14 protein-coding genes, 1 other RNA gene and 1 pseudogene are annotated in these 18,065 nt (G+C 44.4%); 9 read left to right on the forward strand and 7 right to left on the reverse strand.

What is annotated here, in order from left to right; all coding sequences use genetic code 11:
• The first annotated feature begins 67 nt into the window (after positions 1 to 67).
• From ACXACS_RS07180 to ACXACS_RS07210, 7 genes and pseudogenes are all read left to right on the forward strand, one after another.
• Positions 68 to 1,345 (forward strand): efflux RND transporter periplasmic adaptor subunit, encoded by a 1,278-nt coding sequence (locus tag ACXACS_RS07180; protein ID WP_474805389.1) that lies wholly within the window; start codon positions 68 to 70, stop codon positions 1,343 to 1,345.
• Positions 1,345 to 4,468, forward strand: a pseudogene (locus tag ACXACS_RS07185) (efflux RND transporter permease subunit). The gene ACXACS_RS07180 and the pseudogene ACXACS_RS07185 overlap by 1 nt, the downstream one beginning before the upstream one ends.
• Positions 4,469 to 4,645: 177 nt before the next feature.
• Positions 4,646 to 5,356, forward strand: coding sequence for an SIMPL domain-containing protein (locus tag ACXACS_RS07190; RefSeq protein ID WP_474805390.1), 711 nt, complete (start codon positions 4,646 to 4,648; stop codon positions 5,354 to 5,356).
• A gap of 186 nt (positions 5,357 to 5,542) precedes the next feature.
• Positions 5,543 to 5,833, forward strand: coding sequence for a DUF1289 domain-containing protein (locus tag ACXACS_RS07195; protein ID WP_474805391.1), 291 nt, complete (start codon positions 5,543 to 5,545; stop codon positions 5,831 to 5,833).
• Positions 5,834 to 5,853: 20 nt separating this feature from the next.
• Positions 5,854 to 6,678: an HDOD domain-containing protein gene (locus ACXACS_RS07200; RefSeq protein WP_474805392.1), complete on the forward strand. Its 825-nt coding sequence runs from the start codon at positions 5,854 to 5,856 to the stop codon at positions 6,676 to 6,678.
• A gap of 134 nt (positions 6,679 to 6,812) precedes the next feature.
• Positions 6,813 to 7,616: a DUF481 domain-containing protein gene (locus ACXACS_RS07205; protein ID WP_474805393.1), complete on the forward strand. Its 804-nt coding sequence runs from the start codon at positions 6,813 to 6,815 to the stop codon at positions 7,614 to 7,616.
• Positions 7,617 to 7,830: 214 nt separating this feature from the next.
• Positions 7,831 to 8,577 (forward strand): DUF481 domain-containing protein, encoded by a 747-nt coding sequence (locus ACXACS_RS07210; RefSeq protein WP_474805394.1) that lies wholly within the window; start codon positions 7,831 to 7,833, stop codon positions 8,575 to 8,577.
• Positions 8,578 to 8,796: 219 nt separating this feature from the next.
• Here the strand turns inward: ACXACS_RS07210 and serA are convergent, their stop codons facing one another.
• The 7 genes from serA to ssrS form a co-directional block, all read right to left on the reverse strand.
• Positions 8,797 to 10,026, reverse strand: coding sequence for a phosphoglycerate dehydrogenase (serA, locus tag ACXACS_RS07215; protein WP_474805395.1), 1,230 nt, complete (start codon positions 10,024 to 10,026; stop codon positions 8,797 to 8,799).
• 335 nt (positions 10,027 to 10,361) lie between these two features.
• Complete coding sequence (gene rpiA / locus ACXACS_RS07220; RefSeq protein WP_474805396.1) at positions 10,362 to 11,018, reverse strand: ribose-5-phosphate isomerase RpiA; 657 nt, start codon at positions 11,016 to 11,018, stop codon at positions 10,362 to 10,364.
• 89 nt (positions 11,019 to 11,107) lie between these two features.
• Positions 11,108 to 11,752 carry a 5-formyltetrahydrofolate cyclo-ligase gene (locus ACXACS_RS07225; RefSeq protein ID WP_474805397.1) on the reverse strand — a complete coding sequence of 215 codons (645 nt, stop codon included), beginning with the start codon at positions 11,750 to 11,752 and terminating at the stop codon, positions 11,108 to 11,110.
• 31 nt (positions 11,753 to 11,783) lie between these two features.
• Positions 11,784 to 13,412, reverse strand: coding sequence for an ATP-binding protein (locus tag ACXACS_RS07230; protein ID WP_474805398.1), 1,629 nt, complete (start codon positions 13,410 to 13,412; stop codon positions 11,784 to 11,786).
• Between the two features lie 60 nt (positions 13,413 to 13,472).
• A complete protein-coding gene (locus tag ACXACS_RS07235; RefSeq protein ID WP_474805399.1) occupies positions 13,473 to 14,414 on the reverse strand; it encodes a nucleoside hydrolase in 942 nt (313 codons plus the stop codon).
• Between the two features lie 22 nt (positions 14,415 to 14,436).
• Entirely contained in the window at positions 14,437 to 15,333 is an 897-nt protein-coding gene (locus ACXACS_RS07240) for a ribokinase (protein ID WP_474805400.1), read from the reverse strand.
• A gap of 21 nt (positions 15,334 to 15,354) precedes the next feature.
• A non-coding RNA gene (gene ssrS, locus ACXACS_RS07245) (6S RNA) lies at positions 15,355 to 15,537 on the reverse strand.
• Between the two features lie 532 nt (positions 15,538 to 16,069).
• On the opposite strand from ssrS, the gene ACXACS_RS07250 reads away from it, so the two are divergent.
• Together ACXACS_RS07250 and pepP are read left to right on the forward strand one after the other, a co-directional pair.
• Positions 16,070 to 16,636: a UPF0149 family protein gene (locus tag ACXACS_RS07250; RefSeq protein ID WP_179984225.1), complete on the forward strand. Its 567-nt coding sequence runs from the start codon at positions 16,070 to 16,072 to the stop codon at positions 16,634 to 16,636.
• A gap of 75 nt (positions 16,637 to 16,711) precedes the next feature.
• The gene (gene pepP, locus ACXACS_RS07255) at positions 16,712 to 18,025 is read left to right on the forward strand and encodes a Xaa-Pro aminopeptidase (RefSeq protein WP_474805401.1); all 1,314 of its coding nucleotides are present in this window, start codon (positions 16,712 to 16,714) and stop codon (positions 18,023 to 18,025) included.
• Positions 18,026 to 18,065 lie beyond the last annotated feature (40 nt).

Consider the following 18,065-nt stretch of genomic DNA (forward strand, 5'->3'; position numbering starts at 1 on the left):
TTATTCTTTTCGCATATGCATAATGCGCGGCATCAAACTTTAGTTTAATTTTTTAGAGAATCTTGCAATGAAAACTTTTACCCGTTTATTGGCAATAGTCAGCCTAACTGCGTTAGTCGCTGCATGCGGTGGTGACGAGCAGGATCCAAGTCAATCAATGAGCGCAAACGCGAATGCAGGCGTTCCTGTTGATGTGGCTACCGTGGTGACACAACGTTTAACCGAGTGGGATAATTTTACAGGGCGTTTAGAATCGCCGCACATCGTTGCACTTCGACCTCGCGTGTCGGGCTATATCGATTTTGTCGCGTTTGATGAAGGTGAATACGTTGAACAAGGGCAAACCTTATTCTTAATCGATAATCGCACATTTAAAGCGGAAGTTGACCGTTTGACCGCACAGCTTGAAGAAGCGAAGAGCCGCGTGAAACTGGCTGAGCAAAACTTTAACCGCGCCTTTAAATTGCGCAAAACCCAAGCGGTATCTGAAGAAGTGCTTGACGCTCGCCTAGCAGAAAAAAATCAAGCGCTAGCAAGCTTAAACCAAACACAAGCCGCACTTGAAGTAGCTCGCTTAAATCGCGGTTTCGCCCGTGTTGAAGCGCCAATCTCTGGACGTGTATCCCGTGCTAATATTACAGAAGGTAACTTTGTTACTGCGGGACAAACTGAGTTAACCCGTATTGTATCCACTGACCGTTTGTATGCGTATTTCGATATCGATGAGCAGACCTACCTTAACTATTTAACCGATAAAACAACGGCTTCAACAGCAGTAAGCGACCAGCCAGTAGCGATGCGCCTTGCTAACGAGTCTGATTATAACCACTGGGGTCAAATTGATTTTATCGACAACCAGGTTAACGGTAGTACCGGCACACTTCGCGTTCGCGCGGTTTTTAATAATAAAGAAGGTCGTTTAATCCCTGGCTTGTTTGCGCATCTAAAATTGGCGGGTGATACAGATGAACAAGGCATTCTAATTAAAGAAAAAGCCATAGGTACAGACCTTAATAACAAATTCGTGTTAGTGGTTAACGACGAAAAAAAAGTGGAATATCGTGCAGTTAAGCTGGGTGATAAAGTGGGAAGCATGCGCATTATCACAAGTGGCCTAAATGCTAACGATACTATTGTAGTTGATGGTCTACAGCGCGTGCGCCCTGGTGCACAAGTTGCCGCAAATAAAGTCCCCATGGGTGATGAGGATGCGCTTGCAAACTTATCCAACTGGCAGTCACGTGTTGATAACGCTACTCAAGTCACCCAAAACATGGCGCAGTATGAAGATGTTTTATCTGGTGGTTCATTTACCACGGGTACAGCAACGGCAGGTCTTAAGTAATGAATATCTCGCAGTTTTTCATTAGCCGCCCGATTTTTGCGGGCGTGCTTTCCCTACTAATTTTTATCGGTGGTGCCATCGCAGTTTGGCAACTGCCCATCACTGAATACCCTGAAGTGGTGCCGCCTACTGTTGTGGTAACCGCGAATTATCCTGGCGCTAACCCTGAGGTTATTGCTGAAACCGTTGCTACGCCGTTAGAACAAGAAATTAACGGTGTTGAAGATATGCTGTATATGTCTTCTCAAGCTACCAGCGACGGCCGCATGACCTTAACGGTAACGTTTGCGATTGGCACCGACCCAGATGAAGCAACAACGCTGGTACAAAACCGTGTAAATCGCGCTACGCCACGTTTACCTCAAGAAGTGCAGCGCTTAGGCGTGGTTACCGAAAAATCATCACCAGATTTAACCATGGTGGTGCATTTAACGTCGCCCGATAATCGTTATGACATGCTGTATCTTTCAAACTATGCCGACCAGTTTGTAAAAGACGAACTAGCTCGAATAAATGGAGTAGGGCAAGTACGCCTGTTCGGTGCAGGCGAGTTCAGCATGCGAGTATGGCTAGATCCTAACAAGCTTGCGGCGCTTCAGTTAAACCCCGGCGATGTGGCAGCGGCTATAGCCGATCAGAACCAGCAGGCTGCGGCAGGTAGCCTTGGTGCGCAGCCAACAGGTACCAGTGAATTTCAGCTACTTATTAATGTTCGCGGTCGTCTAAAAGACGAAACGGAATTTGAAAATATCATAGTTAAGTCAGGCGAAAATGGCGAGATTACCCGACTTAAAGACGTGGCTCGCGTTGAGCTAGGGGCGAACAATTACGCGTTACGTTCGCTATTAAATAATAACCCAGCTGCGGCAATTCCAATATTCCAAGCCCCAGGCTCTAACGCTATTCAGATATCGGATGATGTACGAGCGCGCATGGCAGAGCTTTCAAAGGTGTTTCCCGATGGCTTAGAGTACGACATTGTTTACGACCCTACTGTGTTTGTAAGAGGCTCGATTGAAGCCGTGGTAAACACGCTTTTAGAAGCGGTATTACTTGTTGTTCTTGTAGTTGTACTGTTTCTTCAAACATGGCGTGCGTCTATTATTCCGTTAGTTGCAGTACCCATATCACTAGTGGGCACCTTTGCTTTCATGCAGCTCATGGGGTTCTCACTTAACGCCTTGTCGCTGTTTGGCTTGGTGCTAGCAATTGGTATCGTGGTCGATGACGCCATTGTTGTAGTGGAAAACGTCGAGCGAAATATCGCTGAAGGTAAATCACCATTTGACGCTACAGTCCAAGCAATGAAAGAAGTAACTGGGCCGATTATCGCTACCACGCTGGTTTTGGCTGCCGTATTTATACCAACGGCTTTCATGAGCGGCCTAACCGGGCAATTCTATAAACAGTTTGCACTTACTATCACTATTTCAACGGTAATATCTGCAATTAACTCGTTAACACTAAGCCCTGCTTTATCTGCTCTACTATTGAAGCCTCACGGTAAAGCAAACGATTGGCTTACTCGCGGTATGGACAAGGTGTTTGGTCGCTTTGTATTTGCGCCATTTAACCGAGTATTTGATCGTGGTTCGAAACAATACACAGGTGCGGTTGGCGGCTTAATTCGCAAAAGCGGCATTGTACTGGTGTTATATGCAGGCCTTATTGCGCTCACTTATAACCAATTTGCGACTACACCTACGGGTTACGTACCAGGGCAAGATAAGCAATATTTGGTGGCCTTTGCACAACTACCCAATGCGGCAAGTTTAGACAGAACGGAAGAAGTGGTTCGTGAAATGTCACGGATTGCCATGGAACACCCAGGCGTGTCAGACGCCGTAGCGTTTCCGGGCTTAAATATTAACGGTTTTACTAATAGCCCAAGTTCTGGAATTTTATTTACGCCGCTAAAGCCTTTTAGCGAAAGACAATCACCAGAGTTATCTGCAGGCGCCATTGCTGCAAAACTTAATCAGCAGTTTGGTTCGATTAAAGGGGCCTATGTCGCTATTTTCCCGCCACCTCCGGTTATGGGGCTAGGCACGATTGGTGGTTTCCGTTTGCAGGTTGAAGACAGAGGGAACCTAGGCTTTGAAGAACTTGAGCGTGTAACGCAAGAAGTGATTGGCAAAGCGTGGGCACACCCAGCGCTTACCGATGCGTTCACCAGCTTCACTGTTGCTGTACCTCAGCTCGATGTAGATGTAGACCGTGAAAAAGCGGTAAGCCAAGGTGTAAACATCGATACCTTGTTTACCACCATGCAGGGCTACTTAGGTTCGTTATACGTGAACGACTTCAACTTGTTCGGTAGAACTTACCAAGTAAATGTACAAGCTGATGCCCAATACCGTCAGGATATTGAGAACATTGCGCAGTTTAAAGTGCGTAATGCACAAGGTGAGATGATCCCGCTTGGCTCATTCTTGAACATTGAGCACAGTGCAGGCCCTGACCGTGTTATGCACTATAACGGATACGTCACCGCTGAAATAAACGGAGCAGCAGCGCCAGGCTATTCGTCTGACCAAGCGAAGGCAGCTATTGAAGAAATACTGGCTGAAACGTTACCACTTGGCATGACTTATGAGTGGACTGAGATCACCTATCAGCAAATATTAGCGGGCAATGCATCAGCGTTTGTATTCCCATTAGTTGTGCTTTTGGTGTTCTTAGTACTGGCTGCACAATACGAAAGCCTGCGTTTGCCACTGGCAATCATATTGATTGTACCTATGACCTTGCTGAGCGCCCTTATTGGTGTGCAAGTTTATGGCGGCGACAACAATATATTTACCCAAATAGGCTTAATTGTATTGGTTGGCCTTGCCACTAAAAATGCCATTCTTATTGTTGAGTTTGCCAAAGAACTTCAAGACAAAGGAATGGACGCGCTTTCAGCCATTAAAGAGGCTAGCCGTTTACGTCTTCGCCCAATACTCATGACATCCATTGCTTTCATCATGGGTGTGCTGCCAATGGCGGTATCGAGCCGGTGCCGGCTCTGAAATGCGTCAAGCCATGGGTGTGGCAGTATTCTCTGGCATGATTGGTGTTACCGTATTTGGACTTATCTTAACTCCGGTATTTTATTACCTGATACAGCGTAAAGGTTAACTCTTCCGTCTACCCAAGCGTTGCCCTCTTAAGGGGCTTTTTAGGCCACTCATTTGAGTGGCCTTTTTTTTGCCACCTTTGGTCAGCATTTATCTCGTATTACATTATCTAAATGCTTATATTTCCCTGCATCCTTAAGATAAAGTTAAAAAGTACAGCAGATAAACGGAGATTCGAATGAAAATAGGTGCGGCGTTAGTAATGGCCTTGGGCATGGTGGTTGCGGTGGCTTTGCTTGGTGTTCAGGTATCATCGTCAATGAACGATATGCAAACGTGGGATAGGGTAGTTACCGTAAAAGGACTGTCGGAGCGAGAGTACATAGCAGATCAGGTTATTTGGCCTATTCAATTTGTTGATGCGGGCAATGACTTACCTCAACTGTATGAACATATCGAAAAGAATAGCCTTCAGGTGGCTAACTTTTTAGAAGAGAAGGGCATTTCAGCAGAAAGTATTACCATTGGAAAGCCCGAAATAAATGACAAACTAGCACAGCAGTATGGAAGTAGTGAAAAAGCGCCATTTCGCTACAGCGCCATTCAAACCGTTACTGTCTTTTCAAATGATGTCGAAAAAGTACGAGCGCTCATGCAGCAAATTGGGGAGTTAATTAAAACCGGTATTGTATTATCAGACCAAAGCTACCGCGCTCAGCCCGACTATGTGTTTACCCGCTTAAACGAAGTAAAGCCTGAAATGATTGAAGAAGCTACCCTTAATGCGCGAGAGGTGGCGGAAAAGTTTGCCAAAGATTCAAAAAGTACATTAGGTAAAATTAAACGCGCCAACCAAGGGCAGTTCAGTATTTCAAGTCGCGACAGTCATCATCCTCACATTAAGAAGGTGCGGGTAGTGTCTACCATTGAATATACGCTTGTAGATTGATATTCATGCTATGCTAAGACTGGCAACGTGAATTGACTAGACACGGCGAGTTCACGCATTTGTGCACTTTATGTATTAGATTACTGCTAATGTCTAGTGGCTAGATTTGCGGGTATACGTTTTAATTTAAAGAAGTGCTGAGTACTTCAGCGCTTAACGCTTATTAATTAAGGTGGCAAGCCTGAAATGAAGGACCCTAAAGCGCAGTCCCAGCAGCTTGAATTTTTCGAAATTCCAAGCCCTTGTATTGGTGTCTGCGAGTCTGGTCCAAGAGGGTTTTGTAAAGGCTGTTACAGAAGTCGAGATGAACGCCTTTATTGGCTCAAAGTTGATGATGCGACAAAACGAAAAATAATCAGTGCGTGTGTAAGACGTGAAAAAGCCGTATTGGCGAAGTTACGCAAAGCGCAAGAGCTAAAAAGTGAAGAGTCAGCCGAACAATTTTCTCTTTTCAATGAGCCGCCTGAAAGAAGTTAAAAAGAGTTAGAGAATTTTTGATGTTGTTAGATAAGTATGTTTCGTATGCTACAAAATCGTTTACGTTACCCGATATATGCGTTCGCTTGCGCTCAACGCTAGATGATCCTCGCTCTAGTATCGAAGAGATTGCTGTATTAGTTAGTGCCGACCCTTCGCTTACTGCTAAAGTTTTACGGCTAGCCAATAGTTCACTTTTTCGTTTTCCCTCTCAAATCGCGTCTCTGACAAAAGCGATTAACGTAATAGGTGGCGAAGCGCTTTATAATTTAGTGATTGCTGAAACGGCAACCACTGCTTTTAAGCACTTCGATACATTGCTAATTGATTTAGACAAGCATTGGCATGCCTCTGTTTATTGCGGCATGGTCGCGAAAAGTCTAGCGATGCGACTGAATATTCGCGGCGCTGAACGTTTTTTTGTAATGGGAATTCTTCAGAATCTAAGTGAGCTCATTGTCGCTAAGAAAGAACCCAAGCGTTATGACGATTACCGTCACGCCAAAAAAAGCGAGTTGCCACATACTGAACAGTTAGCTCATTTCGGTTTTACGTTTGCACATTGTAGCGGTATCATACTGGAAAAATGGCACTTGCCTATTGGTTTGTACTATCCGATATCATTTATGAACTACGAAGCAAAGTACGCTTCTGATGTTGATATTTGTGTCCTTGCTCTTGCTAGTCGAATAACGCTTAGTCAACTTGATAAAGAAAGTTATGCTGACATTGAACTTTTTACGCCTGAGATAGCCAATACAGTAAGTCTCGATATGGAAGTGATAAGTAATTCAATTGAATATGCTGAGCAAGAAACAGCAAAAATTGTCTCGCTTATTCACTGAGCTTTCAGTGCCTCAATTCTGTTATAGCACTGATAAACTGTAAAACACAGTAAAGTTCTTCCAGAGGATTGGTATTATAAGCGTCTTATTTAGACGTAATCTAATAACTAAAAAGCTCGACGTAAAATCAGATTATGTTCACAAAAATCTTCCGGCCGCACGTTGTTGTAGGTGCTATTTGTATTGGTATGTGTTTCTCAGCACATGCAAGGGACCTTATTGAGACCCTTTATCACGCCGATTTTACTCCAGACGCAGATGACGAAATTCCCCGTTTTACAATGGATGGAGAACTGGGTGTTCTTCTCAATACAGGCAATACGTCTGCTGCGAGTGTGAAAGCGGCAGTGAATGCCGATCATGAAACCGAAAATTGGAGCAGTGTTTATTTTGCTGAGCTGCTCTACAAAGAAAGCGGCACGCCTACCACAGAGCGCGACATAAGCGCACAGCGCTTTTTTACCAGCGCGCAATTCGACTATAAGCTACTTACGCCAGGCCGCCGCCTTTTTATGTACGGCGACTATGAAGATGATAAATTTACAGGGTATGAGCACCGAGCTTCATTAGCCGCAGGTTGGTCCCAGCGCGTTTGGCGAAACGAAGACAGCGAATTTCGTTATAGTGTAGGGCCTGGATACACCTTTATCGAAGCAGAAGAAGACAGCGATAATCTTGTTAACGACGGGGTAATAGTACGCGCATCAGCCGAGTACAAATATCACTGGAGCTCGGGTGCCAAACTGCGTCAATTTGTGAGCACAGAAGCTGGTGAAGAAAATACCAAGTCCCGTTCTGAAACCTCGCTTTCTGCAAATGTATTCGGCTCATTAGCGATGAAGCTTTCGTTTATACTAAATCATGAAACCGACACCCCTGAAGATGTCGCAGCGTTAAGCACAGAGACATCTGTAGCATTGGTCTATCAGTTTTTTTAGTCAATTAGTGTAAATTTAAGGCTTAAAACAGGCTTTTTACCGCGGGTGGATTGACTGAGAGCGTTGAAAATGTACACTGCGCACCATTGTTTGTAGCGTTGGTTTATTTTTCGACGCTATTTAGCTGACCTCTTTTAAAACTCGTGTTGTACCGCCTTGCAGTACTTAAGGTGTCGTGTACAACGAATGGACCGATAATCAATAGGATTGTTCAATGAAAAAGCAAGTGCTTGCATCTCTAGTTGCAATTTCTCTTTCTCCTGCCGTATTCGCTCAAGCTAAAGAAGTAAAACCTTTCACAATGGAAGGGGAGCTTGGCTTCATATCTACATCAGGTAACACTGAGACGACTTCAATCAGCGCGGGTATTACCGCACACCAAGAGTTAGAAAATTGGAGCAATGACTACGCCCTTGAAGGTCTATACAAAAAAGAGACTACAGAAGATGATAATGGCGAAGACGTTGAGTACACATCTGCGCAAAAGTTCTTCGGCTCGGCGCAGGGTAACTATAAGCTAGAAAACCCTGATAACCGTTTATTTGCCTTCGCATCATATGAAGACGACCGCTTTAGCAACTTTAACTACCAAGCAACGGTAGCAGCGGGTTGGAACCAAAAAGTGCTAGAGAATGATCGCCACACTCTAGAATATTCAATTGGTCCTGGTTACTCGTTCATCGAAACACAAGAAGATGAAAATCTTGATAGCATGATTGTTCGTGCATCAACAGCGTATTCTTGGAAAATTTCTGACACTGCTAAATTTACGCAAACCGTGAGTACTGAAGTGGGCTCTGACAACACGAAGTCACGTGCTGAATCTGCACTTACTGCTACGATCAGCGGGAACCTTTCTATGCGTCTTTCGTTCAAATTAGATCACAACACTAACGTTGATGAAGACGTAGAAAAACTTGATACAGAAACTGCAGTAAGCTTAGTTTACAACTTCTTTTAAGCTTTGCTGAAGCGCCTTGACTGCTCGGTTGTGCGTTGAGGCGGTTAAATGTTTTACCTAGGTAATTCCTTTATACACTGATGCCATAGTGTTGTTGGAATAGGCGCTAGAACCAGTGCATTGCTAAGTAAAACAAAAGTACAGATACAAAAAAACGCTGCAAATTTGCAGCGTTTTTTTTAACTAAATATCAAGCAAGTGTTTTATTAAACGTTTTGTTTAATGAAGGATTCTGGTCTTAATAGTGCCGTCTATTTGTTGAAGTTCTGCTAGTGCTTCATAGCCACGATCTTCTTTAACATCTACTACTACATAACCAATTTCAGCATTAGTTTGTAGATACTGAGCTTCAATATTGATGTCTTTTTCCGCAAAGGCTTGGTTAATTTGCGTAAGAATGCCCGGCTGGTTTTTGTGTACGTGCAGCAAACGCGAACGACCTGTGTGCTCAGGCAGTGATACTTCAGGGAAGTTAACTGCCGACAACGTAGAGCCGTTATCGCTGTATTTTGCTAACTTACCCGCTACTTCAATACCAATGTTTTCTTGCGCTTCCTGCGTGCTTCCGCCAACGTGTGGCGTAAGAATAACGTTGTCGAACGCGCGAAGCGGCGATTCAAATTCTTCAGTATTAGACTTAGGCTCTACTGGGAATACATCAATTGCTGCGCCATTAAGGTGACCGCTTTCCAGTGCTTTGGCAAGTGCGTCAATATCAACCACAGTACCGCGAGATGCGTTAATAAGAATGCTGCCTTTCTTCATTTGAGACAGCTCTTTTTCGCCAATCATATCTTGGGTTTGCGGCGTTTCGGGAACGTGTAGTGATACCACATCAGAGGTATTAAGTAGCTTTTCAAGCGACTTCACCTGAGCTGAGTTACCCAGCACTAGCTTGTCTTCGATATCGAAGAATTGAACGCGCATACCAAGGTGCTCAGCAAGAATACTTAGCTGTGTACCTATGTGGCCATAGCCGATAATACCTAAAGTTTTTCCGCGAGCTTCGTACGAACCTACTGCGGTTTTTTCCCATTCACCGCGGTGAGCTTTGGCGTTTTTGCTAGGCACTTGGCGAAGCAAAAGAATAATTTGCCCAAGAACAAGTTCTGCAACCGAGCGAGTATTAGAAAAAGGCGCGTTGAAAACGGGAATACCACGGCGCTGCGTAGCTTCAAGATTAACCTGGTTGGTACCAATGCAGAAACAACCAATAGCAACAAGTTTTTGTGCCGCATCAACTACTTTCTCGGTAATCTGTGTACGTGAACGAATACCAACAAAGTGGGCGTCTTTAATCTTCTCAATTAACTCATCTTCAGGAAGAGAGGTTTTGAGAAATTCAATGTTGCTATACCCATTGCTTTGTAGTGTTTCCAAAGCACTTTGGTGAACACCTTCCAACAACAAAATTCGGATTTTATCCTTCTCTAATGAAACTTTGCTCATGAACTCGCTATCTCTCGCTGATTTAATTGGGGTTTCTGGCAGTGCCAACCATAGCATCTCATAAATTCTCAGTAGCTAACATTTAAAGATGCACTACCTTATTTGCAACAGAGCCTTGGTTTAGCGCCTGCTATCTAGCGTTTTAGTTACGCTAATTGCTCTAATAAAAAAGGTTCATAACCTTAAGCAACATAAACATCTAGCTGCAAAAATATCATTAATTAAGACATCTAGACGTCTAAACGGAAATTAACAGAAAACGCGCTAAGTTAAAAGCAGTATTTCGCTTAGCTTTTCAACAAAACACTAGAATAGGGGCGGTTAAGCCGCCCGTATCACTTAAAGGTTTCAACACCATTGTCGGTTGCACTTAACACGATATCTGCGCCACGTAGCGCAAAAATACCGTTAGTTACTACGCCCGGAATATTATTGATTTTTTGCTCTAACTCACGTGGGTTTAGTATTTCAAGATTGTGAACATCTAAAATAACGTTACCGTTATCTGTCACAACGCCTTGTCGATACTCGGGGTCGCCACCCAGTTTTACCAGTTCGCGAGCGACAAAAGAGCGAGCCATTGGAATAACTTCTACAGGAAGTGGGAAGTCACCTAAAACAGGTACGCGCTTACTTTCATCTACAATGCAAACGAACGTGGTAGCGGCACCGGCTACAATTTTCTCGCGGGTCAGAGCGGCGCCGCCGCCTTTAATCATGTGCTTGTGTTCGGTAACTTCGTCGGCACCGTCAATATAAACTGAAAGGTTGCTAACTTCATTTAACTCGAAAACTTCAATGCCCAAGGCTTTCAAGCGCTCGGTAGATGCCTCTGAACTTGAAACCGCGCCTTCAATTTTGTGCTTAATTTTGCCCAGTTCTTCTATGAAAAAATTAACAGTAGAGCCCGTACCCACACCGACAATACTGTCTGCTTCAACATAGTCGATGGCTGCTTTGGCTACGGCTTGCTTTTTTTCGTTCTGATCCATGGTTACTCTCCAACTTATTATGCTTGCAAGTGTAACTTATAAGTGCACATGAACCCATAAGTTCATAGGTTCAATTTGATATAGTGAAATTACGGTTTAGTGAATATAAGTGTGCGAGAAGGGGTAACGATAGCATCCAGCGGCACATCCCACGGGGCAACGGGCAGGGCATCAACTTCTTGCACATCGTGAGCGATACCTACCAATTTTGGCGTATGCTGGTTTAAGGCCGATTGAGTATTCAGCTTGCGTTGTGTAAAGCTTAAGGTGCGGTCGTAATAGCCCCCACCCATACCCAAGCGGTTACCGCTGGTATCAAAGCCCACTAGTGGCATAAGAATAACATCGCATTGTGTAACAGGTATAACAGCTTCACAGGACAATGCAGGCTCTTCAATATTATATTTGTTATAAATCAACAAAGAATCGGGGGTATAAGATAAAAAAAGCAAGTGCCCTTTGCATACAGGGTGTAGCACAGGCAATGCGAATTGTTTGCGCGAGAGCTGCCAATTTGATTCGATGTAGTATTTTAAGTTTACTTCGCCATCGTTAACCAAGTACCCGGCTACAGTAGTTGCGCTATTAACAAAGGAGAGGGTGTTTAGCTGAGCGGCGATGCACTGGGCAGCGTCTTCATGGCGTTCATCAGGTAAACTACGGCGTGCTTCGCGAAGCTTTTTGCGAAGTTGGGCTCTAGCTTGCTGTTTTTCTGGTGAAACGCTTACTTGCATATTGGGCAACCTTGCTTGGCGTGAAGGGCCGTTAGTGGTTCTTCTGCCCTAAATAGTGATTCAGTACACGAACCAACTCACTATTGTCTATGGGTTTGGTTAGTACGTCATCAAGACCTCGCTCTCGCAAATACTCTGACTCAGTTATTACGTCAGCGGTTAATGCTACAACAGGTAAGCTTGGCTTGTGAGCTTTTATCTGTGCCGTCGCTTCGTCGCCTTGAATGCCGGGTAAGTTAAGGTCCATTAGCACTAGGTCGACAGGATTAGATCTAGCGTATTCAACCCCTTCTTCACCTGTGCTTACCACAGAAAGCGCCACGCCTAATTTTTCAAACACGGTTTGAATAACCACTTGGTTTATATAGTGGTCTTCAACCACTAACACGTTTGCAGATTTATCAATGTTAACTTGTGCTACAAAGCTCTGTGGTTGTGCCTCAACGAACTGATTCGCACTTAGCGCATCGGCGGGCAAGGTTACGCTTATGCGGGTACCGTGATTTAATTTACTGCTAACTTTAATCGTCCCATCCATAAGCTCGATAAGACGCCTGGATATATTTAAGCCTAAGCCAGTTCCACTAATCTCTTGCGCGTTACCCATCCGTTCGAAAGGCTCAAAGAGTCGCTTTTGATCGTCTTCGCTAATACCAATGCCTTCATCTATGACATTGAATATAACTTTTCCACCCTTGTATTTTACTTGCGCTCTTACAGACTTATCTTTATTGGTAAATTTAATGGCGTTAGACAGTAAATTTAGTGCAACCTGTCCAAACTTGGTGTCATCAAAAAATAGCGAGTCGGGCACCGATTTATCAATGCTGGTGGAAAAGGTAATACCGCTGTCTTCGGCGCGAATCTTAGTTAACGAAAAAAGATGTGTAAAGAAGTCGCTTGTATTCACCGCTCGTGCCATTACGCGCATTTTACCGGCTTCTATTTGCTTGATATCTAACACCGAATTTACAATTTCTAGAAGCCTTTCGCCGCTTTGGCTTACATGTGAAAGCGGGGTGGTAAAAGACGGGGGGAGATCTAACTTTTTAGCTTCGCCTTCAAGAAGACGGCTGAACGTGTTTATAGCATTAAGTGGTGTTCTGATTTCGTGGCTAACATAGGACAGGAAATCAGACTTGAATTGGCTAGTACGTTCAAGTTCACGGTTTTTCCGCTTAAGCTCTAAATGTGCTACCACTGATTTACTTAACGTCTGTAACGACGTCTTTTGTGCTTCAGTTAGCGTTCTAGGCTTGCGGTCGATAGCGCAAAGCGTACCAATAGCGTGGCCTGATGGTGTAATGAGTGGCGCACCTGCATAAAAGCGTATATCTGGCGAACCAGTTACTAAAGGGTTGTCATGGAATCGCGGGTCTAACGTGGCATTAGGGATTTCAAACACTTCTTCTTGCAAAATAGCGTGGGAGCAAAAGGCTATTTCGCGAGATGTTTCTTCAGCATCTAGACCAACGCGAGATTTGAACCACTGCCTGTCAGGGTCAATAAGACTGATAAGTGCAATAGGGGTTTCGCATATTTGAGAAGCTAACGTGGTAAGGTCGTCGAAAAGCTGCTCCGCTTCAGTATCAAGAACATCGTAGCTGAGTAGTTCGGCAAGACGTTCATCTTCATTTTCAGGGAGTGCAGCTGCTTCCATCTATATAAACCTAACGCTGAAATAAAAAAGGGATTGTTCATTAACAATCCCTTAAACATATCACAAAGCGTAGGTGTCTATGAATAGTTGTTCCAGTTTTTGATGGTCAACTTTAGTCGCTACCTTTATGGTATTTGCTTCATTCCATAGTGGGCTAGGTGTTGTACCAGTTGGCGCAACCACCGTTTGGCCTCTGTCCAGCGTGCCAGTACCAACGCGAACGTGGCCTTCAGTCAGTTCAAATAACTCTGGGTGACGAAGGTGAGCAATTGGGAATGCATCGTGGAAGAAACATACACGGTCTTCACGGTTTTGTGAGTAGAAGTCCATGTAGAACTGAGCACTTTCCTTCACAAAGCCACCAAGGGTATTGTTTTTCTCTTCAAGTTTTTCAACAAAAGCTGGCGAGAATGGCGTGAAGTTCGTCACGTCCAAACCAAACATAGTCAATTCCCAATCTGCCGCAAATACGATTTCTGCTGCGTGGGCGTCATTCCAAATGTTTGCTTCTGCTACAGGCGTAACGTTGCCAGGTACAAACGCAGCGCCACCCATAATGCTAACGCCTTTAACCAGCTTAGGTAGCTCAGGCTCTAGACGAAGGGCTAGGGCTAAGTTACCCAATGGACCAATAGCCACTAATGTAATTTCGCCTGGGTACTTACGCGCCATGTCTACGATAAACTGCGCAGAGCTGCGAGGGTCTAGTTCCGTCTTAGGCGCTTCAGGTTTAATATGACCGAATCCGTGTTCGCCGTGCACAAAGTGTGCATAGGTAGACTCAGGGCCTACCCACGGCATGCCTACGCCTTTGGTTACAGGAATGTCTTTACCGGCAATTTCACAAAGGGTAAGCGCATTTTGCGCAGCCATTGTTACCGGAACGTTCCCGTAAACTGTGGTTAAACCAAGTACTTCAATGTCTGGTGATTGGAAAGCGAAAAAAATCGCCATTGCATCATCAATCCCCGGATCCGTATCTAATATGATCTTATGTGCCATCAAATTTTCTCAGTGCGTCTTGCTAGTTGGCGTGTTTCGCTAAGAAACGATCCACTTCTTTTTGTGTTGGAATACTCTGTGCTGCGCCTTCACGAGTTACTGCAATCGCAGAGGCGGCACAGCCACGACGCAACGCCTGTTTAGCATCGGTGTGGTTACTGTAGGCAGATAAGAAATAACCGATAAAGGTATCGCCTGCCGCAGTTGTATCAACTGCATCTACAGAAAAAGCGTTTACTTCTATGACGTCGTCTTTACGCAGCATCATTACGCCTGCTTTACCCAGTGTAATGATAACTTCGCAGTGTGACCATTGTTCTTTGAACACTGTCACAATATCTTCAAATTCTTCTTTGCCAGTTATAGCTGCCGCTTCTGTTTCATTTACAATAAGTAAATCGACGCATTCCAGTGGTAGCTGTTTAACCGACTCGCTCATAGGCGCAGGGTTAAAGGCAACCTTCAACTGTTTTTCTTTCGCTTGGCGAAGTACTTCTTCAATGCTGCTGGTTTCGTTTTGGGTTAGTACCCAATCTGAAGGGCGTGTATCGTCTAGCGCTTGCATTACCGTTTTTGCTGTAATGGTTTGGTTAGCACCACCAAAAAGCACAATGGCATTTTCGCCGCTAGGCGTAACTTGAATGATAGCGTGACCAGAAGGAACTTCTGAACACTTAACACCACGGCAATCTACCCCTTTTTTGATAAGGGCTTGCTTGAAAGAGGCGTCGTTTTCGTGAATGCTGCCGACGTGACGTACGTCTGCACCTGCTTGCGCTAAAGCAATCGACTGGTTTGCACCCTTACCACCTAGCAGTGTTTGGTAATGGGTTGAGGCCAACGTTTCTCCAGGTTGCACAAAGTGTTCTACCTGATAAACGTGGTCAATATTTATAGAGCCAAAATTTATTATTGCCATTTCTTCTTCCGTCGAAAGAGGGCGCTTCCCAGAATGCCGCTGTCCATGTTTCGCCCGTGAACCGAAAAGTTCAGGGCGGAAGAATCACAATTGCCGTAGGCTTCTCGATACGCGTCGAGCTTGCACAATAGCAGCTGTTTCAACTTCCTAGGTTTAAAGCATCGGCCAGGGACATGAATGAACTAGCAAACATCCCAGGAAACATTGTTGTTGTATTAACGCAACAGGGTATAACAAACGCGAGATCCAGTGAAGAGGATCACCTAACGCGCTTTATAACTATTTTTGCGTGGTGAATATAAAAGCGGTAAAAAAATACTATTTTCTTGACCAATTGGTCAGTAATTATACACGCATACAAGATAAGCTCAATAATAACCAAACAGGTAATTTAGTTACAAACTTAAAAGTCTTTTAAATACTGCTGCGAGAGGAATTCCGTATCCAGCAATGATGATCTTAGATTAATTATGCGTTCGTTACTAGGGATAGCAGCGTGCATTTCGTTAAATTAACGCCAATTCGCGGTTGTTTGAACAGTCAGTAAACAATGTATGAGTTTGTTGTACAAAGTATAATCTTTACTATAAATGCGCTGTTCAAACACTACACGCTAAATTGTCAAAAGTGGGCTTTGTATATTGATTTTTGCTAGTATTAACGCCATCACGGAGTAACGGCCGAAATCAAAAAGGGCTGTGAAAACTCAACTCATCTTAAACAAAGAGAACGAATCGTGGAAAAACAGCTCGATTACGATAGCGTAACTAATAAATTGTCACAGCAAGGTATCATTGTAGATGCGGCAGAAGTACACGGCATTCTAACCGGAATGCTTTGTGGTGGCATGTCGCTTACCGACCAAAAGTGGCTTGAAGCCCTTAGCGAAACCATCAACCAAGGTGATGCGTTCAGCGACCAAACTCAACACCTTCTCAATACGCTTTTCAATCAAACCTGTCAGCAGTTATTAGAGCCTGAATTTGCGCTTAGCTTGCTACTTCCAGAAGACCAAGCGCCTATCAACGACCGCGGCGCTGCGCTTATCAACTGGGTGCAGGGTTTTATGCTTGGTTTCGGTTTACATCAGCAGGACCTTGTGCAGTGCTCTGACGATGTTAAAGAAGCCCTTGAAGACTTCTCAGATATCTCTCGTATGGAAGAGCCAATGGATGCTGATGAAGAATCTGAAAAAGCGCTTTTTGAAGTGGAAGAATACGTGAAAATCTCAGCTATTTTATGCTTCAGTGAACTTGGTCAATCACTTCTTGATGATCAACAAGACACGCCATCCGTACACTAGTAGTTAGGGAAAGTTAAAAGTAGCAGCTGTTTAATCGGCTCACTTTACAGTGAATTAGTTAGGGTTTTCTAGTTTATGATTAGCGCTCAAGAGTTTATTGCCAGACAAGACAGGCTGTTGGCGCAGTGCCAACCAAACAGTGTATGTATAGTACCTGCCGCTGGGCTGGTAACGCGAAGCCGAGATACCGAGTATACCTTTAGGCAAGATAGCGACTTTTGGTATTTAACGGGTTTTGAAGAGCCTGATGCATGGTTGATATTGTCTAATCACCCTCGCTACGGCGAGAGCTATCGGGCAATGGTGGTTCAGGAAAAAGACAAAAGCGCTGAAATTTGGCACGGTAAGCGCCTCGGTGCTGAAGCTGCGCTTTCCCGATTTAGCTTAGATGAAGCGTTTGAAACACATGAATTAGAAGAAGCCTTATTGGCGTCTATTCAAGGGCAAGACAATGTTTACTTCGCTTTAGGTCACAGTAAACGTCACGACCGATTATTTACCGAAGCCCTAAATTCTTTGCGTGAAGCGCCAAAAGAATCATTAGCGCCTGGCGCGATACACGATTTTCGCCCACAGCTTCATGAAATGCGATTGTTTAAATCAGCCTGCGAAGTAGCAATGATGAAAGCGGCGGGGGAAATCAGTGCCCGAGCTCACAAGCGCGCTATGCAATTTGCTTCTCCTGGCTGTTTTGAATATCAGTTAGAAGCTGAAATTCACCATGAGTTTGCTATGGCTGGCGCACGTTCGCCTGCGTACAGCACTATTGTAGGAAGCGGTGACAATGCCTGTATTTTGCATTACACGCAAAACAGCGCACAGGTAAATGATGGTGATTTGATCTTGATCGACGCAGGCGCAGAATATCAAGGCTATGCTGCAGACATTACTCGAACATTTCCTGCAAATGGTAAGTTTAGTCATGCTCAGCGTGAAATTTACAGCGTTGTATTGAAGGCGCAAAAAAGCGTATTGGATATGCTAGCGCCCGGCGTCACGCTTTCCGAGGCAATGCTACACAGCGCAGAAATTATTACCGAAGGTTTAGTTGACCTTGGTATATTAGAAGGTAGTGTGGCAGAAAACTTAGAGAACGAAAGCTGGCGCCAGTTCTACATGCACGGGTTAGGTCACTTTTTAGGGCTAGATGTGCACGACGTAGGTAACTACAAAATAGACGGCCAAGACCGACCATTAAAGCCAGGAATGGTTATAACAGTAGAGCCGGGTATTTATATCAGTCAAGAAAGTGTGGCACCTGACAAGTACAAGGGGATAGGTGTTCGCATAGAAGATGATGTGGTCATCACAGCATCGGGTGTTGAAATTTTGACATCCGACGTGCCTAAAGAGATTGACGAAATCGAATCACTAATGGCGAAAAACTAAAACAATAAAAAGCGCAAAAGTTAGAGCGACGGGAAGACAA

The sequence above is a fragment of the Alteromonas sp. AWM4_230 genome (assembly GCF_056158305.1).